Origin of the sequence: Capnocytophaga sp. oral taxon 323 (assembly GCF_001278825.1) — a bacterium.
Classification (GTDB): domain Bacteria; phylum Bacteroidota; class Bacteroidia; order Flavobacteriales; family Flavobacteriaceae; genus Capnocytophaga; species Capnocytophaga ochracea.
Genome location: NZ_CP012589.1, coordinates 1,031,388 through 1,047,710 on the forward strand (window position 1 = coordinate 1,031,388; position 16,323 = coordinate 1,047,710).

Genomic DNA, 16,323 nt, shown 5'->3' on the forward strand with positions numbered 1-16,323 from the left:
ATTTATTACTTTTAATAAAAAACCCCTGCGAAGTTTCCTTCGCAGGGGTTTTATTTATTATAGATATTACTTACTATCTATACAATGTGAAGTGACCCATATATTCTCGTGCATCTTCACCGTCTTCGTGAGTCTTCAAGATGTACCAGTAGTCACCCGCTGGTAATTCTTTACCGTCATAACGTCCGTCCCATTTTTGTCCTGAACGCAACGTTGTGATATAACGTCCGTAGCGGTCGTAGATATCTACAGTCAAGTTTGGATAACTGCGGAATCTATCAGGATCCCAACCGTCGTTGCTACCATCATCATTCGGTGTAAAGAAGTTAGGTGGTACTGACTTCATAAACTCTTTCTCGATGCGCAAGTCGGCTTCACAACCATTTGCATCTTGTACAGTAGCGGTTACCACTTTGTATACTCTTCCGTTTACTATACGGCTGGTTGGGTCAGTAGGTTTAAGAGTATACTCATTGCTTCCATTTTCGTAACTTCCGTTAAAGTAGTAAGTGTATGGAGGATTACCTCCTCTTGCTTCTACTTTTATAAGGTTCAATTCACGTGGGTCGCTCTTGTCTTTCAATTCCAATCCTGGGTAACGTTCTATATCAAAACGTTGTGCAATAGTTTCCTGACAAGTAGATGCTACACCTGCTCCACGATAGAATACAGTTATATATTGGTTCGTTCCTGGTTCAATAGGTGCTGTCTTAGCTCTATTACCGTCAAACGATTCAAATGGTCTCGCATCACGCGCATCAGTACTATTGATAGCATAGCTTGTATTGCTTCGTGTGAGTGCACCGTCCAAATTGTTGAACGTTAGCATCAAGTAGCCTGTCGTCCAAGTAGTAGAAACAGTAGAACAGTTAAAGCCTTTTTCAAAAGTAGCATTAATGCTTGGTGCAGCAGCTACTGTTATTTCTAAGGTTTGTGAACAGATACCAGAGTCACCATATTCTAATTGGTATCTACCTGGTGCTATTCCTGTTCTAGATACTACTGTACCTGTTGCTACACTGCTTGAAGTTCCTATCACATTACCTGATGGGTCTTTCAACGTATAGTTGTATGGTGCACGTCCACCTGTGAATCGGAAGCTTAGAGCTCCGTCATTAGTGCCGTAGCAAGTTTCTGTTACGGTGCTTGCGTGAGCTACCAACTGTTCAGGTTCTACAATGGTAAAGGTGCGTTCTACTTCACAGCCTATCACATTGTCTTTCACCTTCACAATATACTGTCCTTTTGGCAAGTTAGTAAACTTATTAGTTCCATCAAAAGTTCCTGCCTCTGGTGAGATAGTAAATGTATAGCTTCCTGTACCACCTGTGGTTGCATAAGTAATCGTACCATCATTCACACCATAACAACTCATATCAGTCTTAGTAGACGATACTGTAAGGTTTGTATAAGCTTCTACATCTACCGTTATAGTACGTGTACAACCGTTATTATGTGCTATGGTAACAGTGTGAGTACCTGGTGTTACTATAAAGCGTCCTGAAGCTTGTGGTGCTCCTCCATCTATGCTATATGATACATATCCTGCATACTCTGGATTAGAAGAAGCTACAATAGTATTCACTACGGTATTATTACCACAACTGTACTCTACGGTAGCAGTAGCTTGTAAGTCTACTCCTTCCTTGATTGTTACCGATACTTCGGTAGTACAGCTTCGAGCGTCTTTCACGTAGATAGTGTAAGTACCAGAAGCTAATCCCGTATAGAGGGTCTTGCCTACTGTCCAAGTTACATTATCTATTGAAGTACTGTAAGAAGCAGTTCCTCCCTTGATAGTGATAGATACTGTACCATCATTACCACCTTTACATACCTCATCAGTTATCTTGTCTATTGAAGCCTCTAATAAAGTAGGTTCTTTGATTTCAAAGGTAGTATCAGTATAGCAACCATTTTCATCTTGAGCTCTTACAATATAGTTACCTCTTGCTAATTTAGTGAAGTAACCACTATCTACAAATCGGTCTAATCGTGGACTAATAGCGTAGAGGATTCTTCCTGTACCTCCTGTTACGGTTACCGAAATAGTACCATCGGCTTCACCATTACAGCTAATATCAGTACTTGCAGTAGCTACTGAAAGTGGTCCTGCCTCTCCAATATTTATAACTGTACTAGTTTGTACACAGTCTACACTAATTACTTCCACCTGGTAAGTACCAGAAGACAAACCTCCAAATGCCCAATCAGTAGCATTTTCTTGGGTAGCAGTAGCTGTTTGTGCTACACCTCCTTTGTACAATTTGTATTGGTAGTTACCCAAAGCACCAGTGGCTGAGAAAGTAATCTTAGCTGTACTATCTCCATTACATTTTACATATGCCTCAGAAGTATCTACGTGTAATTGTAATGGTTGTAATGCTTCTATCGTTATCTTGTTAGACAACTTCGATTGACAACCGTGACTATCTATCACATAGAACTCGTACTCTCCTACTCCTGCTTGAGTGCTATTTCCTGTAAGTGTTGTAGTAGTTGTACCGTTGGCTACCATATAGTAAGTATAACCTGGAGTACCACCTGTTACAGTAATTGAAATAGTAGCTTGTTGCAAGCAAGTAAGCGGTTTAGCAATTGAGGCAGTTACCTTCATTTCACGAGGTTCATCGATGGTTACTGGAATAGTAACATCACAACCCCAACCATCTATAATCTTCACGTTATACGAACCTGCATATAGGTTAGTGAAAGTAGTGCTAGTTTGTGCACCTCCTATTTGTGCACCTCCCACATTCCACAATTCGTAAGCGTAATTACCGCTTCCTCCTGTTGGGCTCACCACTGTTATTACTCCTGTTCTATCGTTGAAGCAATTCAAAACAGTAGTTGCTGATATGCTTGCCGAAATAGGTGCTGGTGGCGCCATTACTACATTAGTAGTAGTTGAACAACCTCCTCGGTCAGTTACTTCTACCGTATAGGTATTGGCAGTCAATCCTTCAAATAAGGTAGTGGTGGTATAGGTACCATAAGTAGCGTGAGGAGCTCCTCCCACTAACAAGCGGTATTGATAATCACCCCAACCTCCTGTTACATCTATACTGAAGGCACCTTTATTATCATTAGGTTCACAAGTGATGCGATTTGTAATAGTAGGACTCACTGTCAAAGCTTGTGTAGGAGCCGATACCATCACCGAAGTAGTGGTTACTGTACAGTATGGTGATTGTGTTTCCACTACTCTTATCACATATGTTCCTGCTGATAAACCTGCAATTACCTCTCTTCTCTCAGTAGCCGCATTTGCTTGTACAGTTCCTGTTATTCCTGTTGGAGCTAAGGTAGTCGCATCAAGCACTTGATAGTTATAAATACCTTGATAACCTTTTACAGTAAGGGTAATCTCACCATCATTGCCTCCTACGCACGATACTGGTTTGGTTTGTGCAGCAGTTACTTCTATATCGCTGAAATCTATAACCGTATGCGATGCAGTAGCATAACAACCTGTTTCAAGGTCTATTACTTTCATTTCATAGTAACCAGGTGTATTAAAGCCTATATTAGCCGTGTTCACTCCTGCGGTAAGCGTTTGTGTACTTGGGATAGCCACTCCAGCTCCTGTAGAGGTTACTTCTATACGATATCCTTTGTTATTACCTCCATTGATAGTTAAGGTAATACTTTCGGTAGCGTTACAGCTTATTTGGCTTGTTCGGTTCACATCAATACTTGTAATACGTTTTAATGGCGGTATTACTAATGGGTTCGCACTGTTATCAGCTTGACAACCATTCGCATCGCGTATATACACTATTACTGTTTGAGTGTGAGTACCATTGCTAGTTACACTGTATACTCCTGTATGGTTCACCCAACCTGAGGTAGTAGTAGAGGTACCGTCAAACACTTCAAAGTTGAAAGTATAAGTACCTGTTCCACCGCGACCTGTTGCTTGAATGATAGCTTGTTGTGCATTATTATTGGCGTCACATTTGAAGTGTGTAGTCACCGTTGTACTGCTTACTACCAATTCATCTGGTTTACCAATAGTGATTACCTGAGTTGCAGTACAATTGCGTGATGAGGTAAGCGTTACTGTATATACACCTGCTGGCATTGCATCAAATTCAATATCTTTAGGTGTTACGTTCACCGTTTCACTGCGGAGAGTTCCTCCTGCTCCTGCAATATTAATTTGGTAATCGGTTTGTATTTGTGTTCCTGGTATGGTAATCACAAGTCGTCCGTTGCTTGCACCGTGACAAGTTACCGCCGTAGTGGTATAAGTAAAGTTCACAGGCATAGCGTCAGTTACGTCTATATCAGCACCTGTTACGGTAGCACAACCTGTAGTAAGGTCAGCAATTGATACTTTATAAACACCTGCACCTACATTTGTAAATATACCTGTATTATTCACTTGTGGAGTACCTCCGGCATTATTTGTTAAAGTATAACGCAAGTTTGTTGAACCTCCTTGGTGAGTTACTGATAAAGTAGCTCCTGTTGCAGGATTACAAGTAATTTGTTTGATAAATACTACTCCTATACTTGCACTATCAATTGGGTCATACAAGGTCACCGATTGGGTAAGAGTAGCGGTACAACCCCAAGTATCACTGATAGCTACTTGATAAGTGCCTGCTCCTAAGCCTGTAAATACAGTACTTGTTTGTGCAGCTCCTTGTAATACACCATCTCTAATAAGTTGGAAAGTATAATTGCGTCCTTCACCTCCTGTTACATTCTGTACAGTTATTTCTCCTGAGTTAGGTGTACAGTTTTGTGCTGTAATAGATAGAGTACCTGTAATGTTATTAGGATTAGCAAGTACCACTGTCGAGCTAAGCGTTACCATACAACCTCCTCTATCGCGTATAGCTACGTGGTAAGTGCCCGCTGTTAAGCCTGTAAACACATTAGTGTCTGACCATACAGCACTCGTTGGAGTAGGTGGTGTAGTACTTACATAGTACTGATATCCGCCCCAACCGCCTGTAGCATTAGTAATCTCTATTTCACCATTATCATAATTTGGTGCACTTAAACAAGTGATAGACTGAACACTAATACTTGCTGTAAGAGCAACATCAGCTTCTGATATATTAAAGGTATAAGTTTGTACGCAACCTGTACCACTACTTGTTACTGTCATTGTATAAGTAGCTGATTTCAAACCTGTAATTGTAAAGGTAGGATTAGCTCCTGATACAGCTGGTACTGTAGGTGGTGTTACTCCTCCTGAAGCTATTAAGTTCACAGTATAGTTATGTGTGCTTACTGTATTACTCAATGTGAAGGTAGCTATACCATCGTTATTGCCTTTACAAGTAACGTTCTTAATTTGTGGATTCACAATGCGGAACGTATTTGGATCTGGTGCTACATACAATGCTTTCACTACACAATCTGTACCTGCGTGACCTATCCAGAACGTATAAGTTTGCTTAGGATTTACAGAGAACACATTATTTGTTGTCCAAGGTGCTCCTGCACTTGGTGGTACGGTAGGCTGATTAACTCCCATATAGTAACGCAATTCACTTTGTGTAAGTGGAGGCATACCTGGTGCAGCTACTATATCCACTTTCACTTGTATTGGAGCGTTACAAGTTGGTGTTCCTTGTACGGTTACACTCACTTGTTCTGGGTCTAATGCCTCAAAAGGTTTAATCATTTGGGTAGTAGTAGTAGCACAGCCATTCATATCGGTAGCCGTAATGGTTACTACTCCACCGCGAATATCTCCCACCGTGAAAGTATTGCCTGTACTAGTGATAGTACCTGCAGGGCTTGTATATACAAATTCTACTGTATATGGTGGGGTACCTCCACTGATAGCTCCATTAGGTACACTAATAGTAGCTTGCTGTGCTGTACCACTCGCTGTACAAGCAAACTGTTGTGTCACAATTTGTGTACTGCTAATAGTTACTGGTTTAGGTTCTGCAACTGTTACTGTATAAACTGCTTGACAGCCATTAGCGTCTACTGTAATTGTGTACACGCCTGCTTTCAAATTACTGTAAGTTCTTGTAGCAGCTGTCCAAAGAGGTGTAGAACCAGCAGGACCTACAATAGGTACATTCGTATAGTTAAATGTTCCTATAGTAGCGTTCTTCTCAGTGATGTAAATCTCACCATCATTACCTCCACTACAAGTTACTGATTTCACTGCAGTTTCTATTTGTGGTAACTCTGCTGGCAACACGGTTATAGTCTTAGTAAAGGTGTTGCAACCTGCTGAGGCATTAACATCAGTTACTGTTACGGTATAAACACCTGCTGTAGTGATATTATTTACTTTAGCCTCATATTTACCACTCACTTGTGGGATAGCTGTAGAAGGTACTGTATAACCTGCAGGACCTGTAATAGCATAAGTGTAGTTACCGGTTCCTCTGTCTACTTTTATAGTAATTTCAGCATTTCCTGTCGCACCACAACCTAAGGCTTTAGTAAGTGATGCTTCAGCTTCTAAGTTGGCAGTAACGGTATAAGTAAGTGTTGCTATACAGCCTGTCGCCTTATCGCGGATTTGTAAGTCGTAAGCACCTGCTACCAAGTTACCAAAAGTAGGACTTGCTTGGTAATCCAAACCACCATCTATTGAGTATTCATAACCGTTGAGTTCTGCTCCTGTAGCCGAAGTACCAGAGCCTGCTGGTGCTTTCGCTTGTGGTTCAATAGTCAAACTGATAGAACCATTCACACAACCCATTAGTGTAACTTTATTAATCTTAGGTGCTGGCTGTACTGTAAGGGTATGAGTACCGAGATCTGCACTACAACCAAATTGGTCTTCCATTGTTAACTTCACAGCGAACGAATATGGTAAAGCTGGGTTAACAGGCATTGGTGGAGTTGCTATATTATCCTTAATAATCTGTACTCTTGAGTTTCCTGTTGCTATTGGCACCGTAAAGCTTACACCTGGAGTTATAGGAGTTACTTTATATGTATAAGTACCTCCACCTCCTGATGGATTCAACACCTCTAATACACCATTTTTATCACAAGTAATTTGCGTACTTGCTGATACCGTAGCAGTAAGAGTACCTAACTCTCTAATATGAGCATCACGACTACCCCATACACAAGTACCTTCTGTTACTACCACATAGTAAGTCTTGTTAGGTGCTAAGCTATGAGGTCCTGCTGGGGTAACGTTCGTAGCATCATTACCTGGTGCTGGCATTACAGCAGTACCACTCACAATTGGATTACCTAAACCTGCTCCTGGTGTTTTTTCATATAACACCCAAGTAAGTGGTGTACCCGCTGGAGAACCTCCTGTGTATTGTGACTCACGGTGGATTCTAAAGGTAGCTTGTCCTTGACCTCCGTGGCAAGCAGGTTGTGGCGAAACAATCACTGTCATTGCCGGTGTAGCTACATTAGCATAAATATCACCAGTAAATTCAGTTTCACAATTATTTGCATCTATCACTCCAAAAGTATAAGTCCTACCTACTATCAAGTTAGTAAATACATAGGTGCCTGATGGAGTAGGTGCTGACCAAGCTCCTCCATTTACATTATATCGGAAAGGAGGGTTACCAGTGCCCACAGTTACTGTAGCAGTAAAGTAAGTCTTACCTGCTGTAATACAACCTAAGCGGAAATCTCCTATATCAGTAGTTACACTCACTGTTCCTAACGGACGTGGCACTACATAATCTATTGCACTTGTACTACAAATATCGGAACCTCCTAATGCTGGACGAGTAGCAAAACGCACCTGTACTGTTTTACCCGGCTCAGTCACCCCTGATATAGGTGCTGAAGTATATGGGTTGGTTGGCATTGGATGCCAAGTACCTCCATTATAGTTATAATATATTTGGTTACCTCCTGCTCTATAAGCATTCCACGCCTCGTTAGACATTGTAAGAGTAAGAGATACTGCTTGACCTGCTGTGATACAATCTCCTGGGCTAGATGGTACCGTAATGCTAGCAGTAAGCGCTGGCATATCTTGCAAGGTAACATTTTTACTTGTACTACAACCATAACGGTCGGTTACAGTAATAGAGTAAGCTCCTGCTACCAAGTTGTCAATTGTATAAGTATTAGTTGCAATACCTGTGAAAGTAGCAATTACTGGAGTACCTGTATTACCGTAACGTACGGTAAAGTTAGCATCTCCTGCGATATTCTTCACTACTATCTTACCGTTACCTGAACCCTGACAAGTAGGTGTTATCGTTTCAGTATCGAAGGTAACAGCTGGTGCTTTGCGTATCCCCACTTCGTGGCGTTTCACACAACGATCAGACTTCACAAATACAGTATAAGTCTGTACTGAACCTGTGATAGGAGGTACATTGTAAGTATTGGTAGTTCCAAAAGTTCCTGCTGTAACAGTAGTTACTGAACCTTGTGCAAAAGCATAGGTATAATTACCGTCACCTCCTGTTGCAGTTACTTCTATCTTACCTGGCACACAACTTTCATTGGTTACCTTCACACTGGTGTTCAAGGTAGGACGAATTATAATATTCTGTACTGCACTACAACCATATTGGTCAGTAACGGTTACTCTATAACTTCCTTGAGTAAGACCAGTGAAGGTATGATTAGTAACTCCTGCTGCTAAAGTTACAGGAGTACCGTTGTTCAATTTCACTTTATAACCACCATTACCCGCATTTATTTTCACGGTTACCTCACCTGTATTGCCTCCTTCGTAGCAATCAGTAGCCGAAAGAGTAAAGTTTACAGTTTGTGGGGTAGGTATATTCAAGTTGCTTGCTAAAGTAGCCTCACAACCATTTTTATCTATTACCTTAAAGTTTACACTTCCTGCAGGTATATTGCTAAAAATAGGTGTAGTTTGTGTCCTACCTGCTCCACCTCCTACTGTATACTGATAACGATAAGGTGGCACCCCTCCATTTGCTACAAGGGTTACACGTGCTTGTTGTCCGTTAGAACACATTGCAGGTTCAGTAATAGTAGCACTAAGAGTAAGCTTAGCAGGTTGTGTAATAGTAACAACACGAGTTACTTTACAGTTACCACTGTGGTTAAATTCTATGGTGTGATTACCTACTGATAGGTTAGGAATTACTATAGTACCCGCTGTTTGGTTTGAGAAAATAGGAGCTCCTCCATCTACTACTACATTATAATTACCAGCGCCTATGTTTTGTACCTTAAAGGTTACTTTTGCTGTTCCCGTTCCATAACAAGTTACATCTGTCTTAGCAGTCATTTCTGCTTTAAATTCTCTATCACCTGGTATGGTAATAACCTTAGTCATTTCTTGCCAGCACACATCTGGTCTTTGGTATACAAATATATCATCTACCAAAAAGTCACAGCCCCAATCAGCCCAACTATTAGTACGTATTTCTACTCTTATAGAAGTAGCTCCTTTAGGATCTAATTCTCCTTCAAATTTCACCCAGTTATTAGGATCGTTGTGGTGTGCTAATTTACCTGAATTCTTAAAGTCTAACACTTGATTATTAGCCTTGTTCACCAAGCGTATTTGTACGTCTGGTTCTTGAGCTCCTTTATGAGGTTTAAACAAGTTGAACAAGTACATCTCATATTGTACTTTCCTATGAGGGTCTACATCATTTACATCTTTCCAATATAATACGTCTTGGTTTCTTACATTTCCTATATCCACTATCAAGAAACGATCTTCAGGATTTCCTGAACGTGGGTTAGGATGTGTCCATATACCTGATACACCCGCACGGTCTACGTCCCCTATTGATATAAATCGAGAGTTCTTATTACCCACTACATAGTGTCCTGGACCTGCTGGGAAGGTAATAAATCTAGCGCAAGTCAAGAAAGGTGATATATTAGAAATACACTTATCTTTACCAGTACCAAAATCTTCTTTTATAATAGCATCACTTGGTGGTTGGTTCAAATCTCTATAACGTACCGTTACGGTATAAGTTCCCGGTGCTAAGCCTGCAATATTGGCAATTCTACCTTTTGCCTTTTTACCATTTACTTCATACTCATAGTCGTAAGAGGTAGGTGATGAAGTCCTAAACTGTACAGTAGCTTTACCGTTACAATCAAAGTCAGTAGCTGTATAGGTAAATCCTGCTGGTTCTGGAATAACGGGGTCTACAGTTACTTGCAATGGCAATTCACAACCTCTCGCATCTTTTATATATACGGTATGTCTACCCGCTGGCAACCAACCTTCTGATGAAGAAGTATAGTTACCATCATATTTATACGAATATGGACGCTGACCACCCGATACGTTAGTAAACTTAATCTTTGCTTTACCTGCTGTAGGTCCTGTTTTACCACAACCTATAAGCTCTGCTACACCTACAAATCCTTTAAGTTCAGAGGGCGCATCACTAATATTTCGCGTTGTTTCATACGTACAGTTATTTGCATCTACTACTTTTACAGTATAAGAACCTGGTCGCAAGTTTCTAAATTCTTTTGAAGTACCTCCTCCTAGGTTACTACCATTTACGTAGAAAGTAAATGGTGCTTTACCACCTGTTACAACTACAGATATAGAACCATTATTAGTACCCTTACACAATACGTCAGTAGAGGTTACATTAGCAGTTACAGCTGCTGGTGCTCTAAGTGTAGCCGAAGATTCTACCCTACAATTATTGCTGTCAAGTACTACTATCTTATAAGTACCTACCTGAGCAGTTTCATATACTACGGTATTATTAGCTGGCACAGCAGTTTTTCCTACTACGATACCTCCTCCTACTTTTTCTATAGTATAAGTATAAGGCGTTGTACCTCCTTTTACTTTCAAGGTAATTCTTCCCTTGCGTTCATTTTCATTTCTTCCACAGGCAATATCCTTGGCTACTTGTGCTCCTGAGCCATCTATTACTATAGGAGTTGTTAAAGCCTTACTATAAGTAGCGGTACAACCATATTTATCGATAACAGTAAAAGTATGGTTACCCACTCCTAAACCTGTGAATGTATATTTAGTACCATTTTGGGTCGCCTTAGTCACTCCGTTGAGTTGGAATGTATAAGGTGCATTATTTCCTCCTCCTGCTACTGTCACTTCTACTTCCACTTTTGCTTGTGAAGTAGCAGCTGTACAGAAGTCGTTAGCTGTACCCGAAGTACCTCTCAAACTAATAGTATTCGGACTCACCACATTGAAGGTAGCGTCTTTAGTACAGTTATTAGCATCTTTCACTACCACCCTGTAAGTACCTGCTTGTGTAATTACAAACTTAGGATTGTTAGAGCCCGTTATTCTTGTAGCACCTCTATATAGTTCATAACTATAAGGAGCACTACCACCATTGGCAGTAACAGTTACCTCTACACGTGATGGGTTACAACCTATCAATACATTGTTAGGTACTGAAACAGTAATAGCTACAGGGTTAGCAATATTAAAAGTACGTGTTGCCTCACAATTAGTATTATTTTGTTCTGCACGTATTTTCACGGTATGAGCACCTGCAGGTATGTTATCCCATCTGAAAGGATTACCTGTGGTAGCTACAAAACTACCTGTGTTATCTTTTTGTACATAATAGGTAGAAGGTGCATTTTTCAAGCCTATTTGGTAACTACCTTGCTCTCCATTACATTTAGGTTGCGTAATCTTTTCGGTAGCAGGGTCTACCCCGAAAGCCTTGTCGTTAGCAATCGTTACAGTAGTAGTATAGGTAAAGCCACAAGCCTTTGGCTCTTGGTAAAGGTAGATATCGTCCATTGCCAAGTCATTACCGCTTTCTACCAAACTGAAAGAACGTATTACCGCAATAAGCTCAGTATGATTTCCTGGGTTTAGAGCACGTTCAAATTCAGTCCAGTCATTAGGCCCCTTGCTACCTGGAATTCGAGGGGCAATACGCACTGAAACAAGAGGGTTTTTGGCATCTACAGCAGCTTGGTCAGTATAAAGTTCTATAGCCAAATCTGGTGCACCAATTGGGTAGCGAGGGTCATTAGAACCTAATAAATTCATCAAGGCTACCGAGAATTTTACTTCTTTACCTGGAATCAAGTCTCTAATAGGACGTTGGTACAAAATAGCTCCCTCAGTTCCCAATACCTTACCAATGTTCACAAAAAACATACGACCATTAGCTAATTTCGTATGGTCATTAGGTTGCCACCAAGCTCCATTGTTAGGATTTAGCCTATGTGATACTACGTATTCACCATCAGCTAATGAACGTCCTTCATAGTTTATACCACTAGGCCAAGGTTGCCCATAACCGTTTCTAGGCATTGAACCATCTTGCAATTCAAGATAGTATTTCTTGTTAATATATTCATTACCACCATTGCGCCCTGTACCAAAGTCCTCAAAAAAGAGTACGTTTTTGGTAAGAGGATTCGTATCAGCATACTCAATAGTAATAGTATGTACGCCCGGTGTAAGATTCTTAAAGTTATTATCAGTGGTAGGCTGACCGTCTACGTAATATTTATATTTGTAATTATTTTTGTTATTAGTAATCGTAAGAGAACCGCGTCCTTGGCAGTCGTAAGTAATTTGTGAAGGAGTAAAGGTTGGTTCTGGAATTCTTGGGTCTACAGTTACCTTTATGTTTTCACGAGTACAACCTATCGCATCGCGTACTGCCATATTATAGGTGCCTGGTAACATCCATTTTTTCTTATCGGTAGTCCAGTTACCATCACCAAAGTTAAATTCATAAGGTTGTTTCCCACCTTGTACGTTCGAGAAACGAACGAGGGCTTTACCGGCATTAACTCCTGTGTCACAACCTACCAATTCTTCTACCCCTGCTGAGGCAATAAGGTTACCTCCCACAAAAGTAGGAATAGTAATAGTGGCACCTGTAACTGTACATAAAGCTCCTGCTCCTCCGTTACCATAGCGTAATACAGGGGTATAGCTTCTTCCCGTTTGTAAGTTCGGAAACTCACGCCCTGATTGGAAGTTCACTCCGTCTATACTGTATTGTAATACGTTATAGCTGGAAGCATTAGTAGGTTCATTAATAGTTATCTTCGCCCTATCACCACAGTTTTGTACGGTATAGCTGGCTGTGATAGCAGGTGTAGGCAAGGTATTTACAGTAGCCGAAACCTCAGCAATACAGCCGTTGTCGTCTATCACCTTAAAGTTTTTCACTCCTGCAGTAGTAAAGGTAAAGTCGTAATAACTATTTGCGAAGTTATTTTGGTAGGAAGCTCCTCCATCACTACTATAGCCATAGCCATTCGCTCTGTTAGTTTTACCGCCCGTCGCAGTTACACGCACTATAGCAGTACCACAGCTCAAGTGTCGCAATACCGAAGCCGTAGCTTTAAGGTCTGGCACTTTATCAATGCGCACACTGGTAGTAAATTTACAACCATCTGGGCTCGTTACCTCTATATAGTAATTACCAGCAGTAAACTGGTTAGTAATATTTAAGTCGGTAGTATTGGTAACCGTAGTATAAGCCACTCCACCTGTAGCGTTGTTATTGCGAATAGTATAAGTAAAAGGTGGATAAGGGTTACCGCTAAGTTGTACGCGTATACCTCCCTTGCTGGTACTGCAAGCCATAGGTGTAACGCTGGCAGTCATCGCAGGAGTTCGTTTGTTTATTTGTATTGATTTCTCAAAAATACAAGGTTGTGTAGTAATGGTAGTGGTAAGCACTTGACGTACGTACACGGTATAGTTGTCTGGAGTTACTATATCAAATACATTACTGCTTTGATAGCTTTTCACCCAGCTAGTAGAACCTGTTTTCTTCAAACCGTATTCATATCCTGCTGGCACCCCATTTACAGTAATACTACCGTTTTTATTACAAATAAGGTCTCGACCTACTAATTGTGGGTCTACATTGTTTTTGGTAATACGGAAATAGTAATAAGGCGACACACAGTTGCCATAAGTAACTACCAAACGGTATACTCCTTCATCTCGCAAAGTAATGTCTCCACTATTTCCTATATCTGTCCAGTTACAGTTATAGTTGTCGTTAGAAGGCGGACACTCTTTGCTTAGGGTAGGTGGTAAAGCTCCACAAGAGCCCAATTTTTGCCACTGATAAGCTGTAGCCCCAGTAATTCTAAGACTTACAGGCACTGTAGTACTACCCCCGCACAAATACACTTGTGGATACTCAGTACCCCCTGTATCTGCACAGATGTACACCTCACCATTTAGTTTCCTTTTCGAAAGCAAATCTTTAATAGGGTGTACTGCATTAGCATAAGCATTAGGGTTCACAGTGTGTTCTTCGTACATTGTAGCACAACCTGCTTTACTCTTCGTTACTTTGTAAACTCCTGGCTCAGTTACTACTAAGGTGCGCGAGTTACCTCCTGTAGTACCTCCGCCTACTTTTTCCCATTTGTAAGAGTCAAAGTTAGCTCCTGCCTCCAAGGTAACCGTGCGCTCACACAATACCGTAGTGGCTTTAAACATACATTTAGTAAAATCAAGGTCTACAATAAAGTTAGACGGTCCTTCTACCCCACCGTTACAAGCTGTAAATTGTGTATTGAAGCTACCTGCTGTTAAGGGTGTCGATGGGTTAGACACTCCTTTATAGCTTGCTGAGGCTCTATTTTCTACTACATTAGAACACGCATCACGCCATTTGTTACAGTCGTTCACTACTTTTATACCAAAAGAAAGTTCCTGTACGGTAGTTCCTTTCTTCACTAAGCTCTCAGGAATATTAAATGTAAGTTTACGAGAGGCTGGTATATAAGTATAGCTTACCCCTAATGGCATCGAAATATTTGCTGTTGTAGCATCAAAATCTTGTAAGTTTACAGGAAGTATATCAGTAATCTGTACATCTTTAGCATCGTCATTCCCTATATTTTGGAAACGTATTTTATAACGTAACGACTGACCCATTTGCACATTTTGCCCTGTAATATCGGCACCTGCACTGCTGAGCACGCGTTTCTCCATCACAATATGGGGTGCTATCACTTCCACGTTAAAAGCAAACATAAAAGGATAGTAAGCATCTTGGTCCGAATAGGGTCTAAAAGAAGTAGAAGTATCGTTATTATCTAAAAAAGTTTTGCCACTATTAGCCAACTCAAAAACACCAGCATCAAACCCTAATAGGTTTTTTGAAGCCGGTCTACGATGATAATTAATACCGTTTTCATCAGTAATAGTACTATTGAAAAAATTATTAGCAGGACGACCAGGAGCTGATAGTGCCTCATATCCCCAAGTATTTCTTTTTTTCATTGTGAGCTGGTCTCCAGAAATACCTAATTCACCTTCCAAAGCTGCAAAACCCACTTTGGCTCTCACCGGACCAGTAGGCACAGTTTTAAACCCTGAGATATTAATAGTAGGATTATTATTTTCGTTTACTACTGAAAAACCGTCGAATACCGTAATATTACGGGCTTCACGAGTCAAGTCCTCATATACTATTACAAGTGTCCATCCAGCAGCATAACCTACACCTGTTTTCTCATTACCTTTAGGTGCTTGTATATTTCCTACGGTATAGGTATTAGCAATAGTACCATTGAGGTAATTGGTCACCTCGGCACGATACACATAGGCACGTTGCCCATTATAACTACCACCTCCAGTACTCACTATATCATTACCGTCATATACAAGTTCTCCTACCAAATCACGATAAGCCGCCGAACCTACTTTAAATTTTACATTCTTAAACTTACTTCTCTCTAAGCTAGGACTCGTTTGGTTATCAATTCGTTCCTGAGTATAAGCAGCTGCCCAATAGAGATATGCCCTCACCACCTTTTTACAGGTAGAGGCAGGATTAGGGTCGAGCACAGTTGCCGAACTCGAGTTAAACACCCCCGACTCAGGCTCCACATTGATATACTTCATATCAATGCCTGAATTATCACCGTGATTACCTGTATAGTCATTATTAGGATTGGCTTGAGGGCTGAGAATAGTATTCCCAACCACAATCATATCCCCCTTTACGGTACCTTGGTAACGAACACTAAAAGGAATATAATTCTGCCCAAAGGCAACTGAGAGAGTCGCCCAAAAGAAACATTGTAATAGTAATAACTTTTTCATATGGAAGTTATGTTTGTATTTATGCTATTGCAGTATAGCAATAGTGAAATTATTAATATTGTTGCTTGAAATCTTATAATATATAAAGGTGTCTCATATATCTTTTTGTATAATAGTTACACCTCTCTCTTCAAACGCAAAAGTAAGATATTTATTTTATATAATATACACTACACAAATATTTAACATTATTTAACATAGTGCTACACAATACAAATTACCTTTTTACACATTAAACATACTGCAAATCAACAGATAGCGTCTTTTACACTCTCTCGTTGTGCATTTTGTATTCTGTTAAATAAAAAGGCGTTTTATTAAGAGTTTTTTCCTCAATTCTTCCCTAAAAAAGGAAA

At 40.4% G+C, this 16,323-nt stretch carries 1 protein-coding gene; it reads right to left on the reverse strand.

Annotated elements, in window-relative coordinates:
- Positions 1–73: 73 nt before the first annotated feature.
- Positions 74–15,967, reverse strand: coding sequence for a T9SS type B sorting domain-containing protein (locus tag AM608_RS04555; RefSeq protein ID WP_053580908.1), 15,894 nt, complete (start codon positions 15,965–15,967; stop codon positions 74–76).
- Between the last annotated feature and the right edge of the window lie 356 nt (positions 15,968–16,323).

What these genes read in the sequence shown, in the direction of transcription:
- AM608_RS04555 (WP_053580908.1), bottom strand. Translation starts at nt 15,967, where the DNA reads ATGAAAAAGTTATTACTATTACAATGTTTCTTTTGGGCGACTCTCTCA.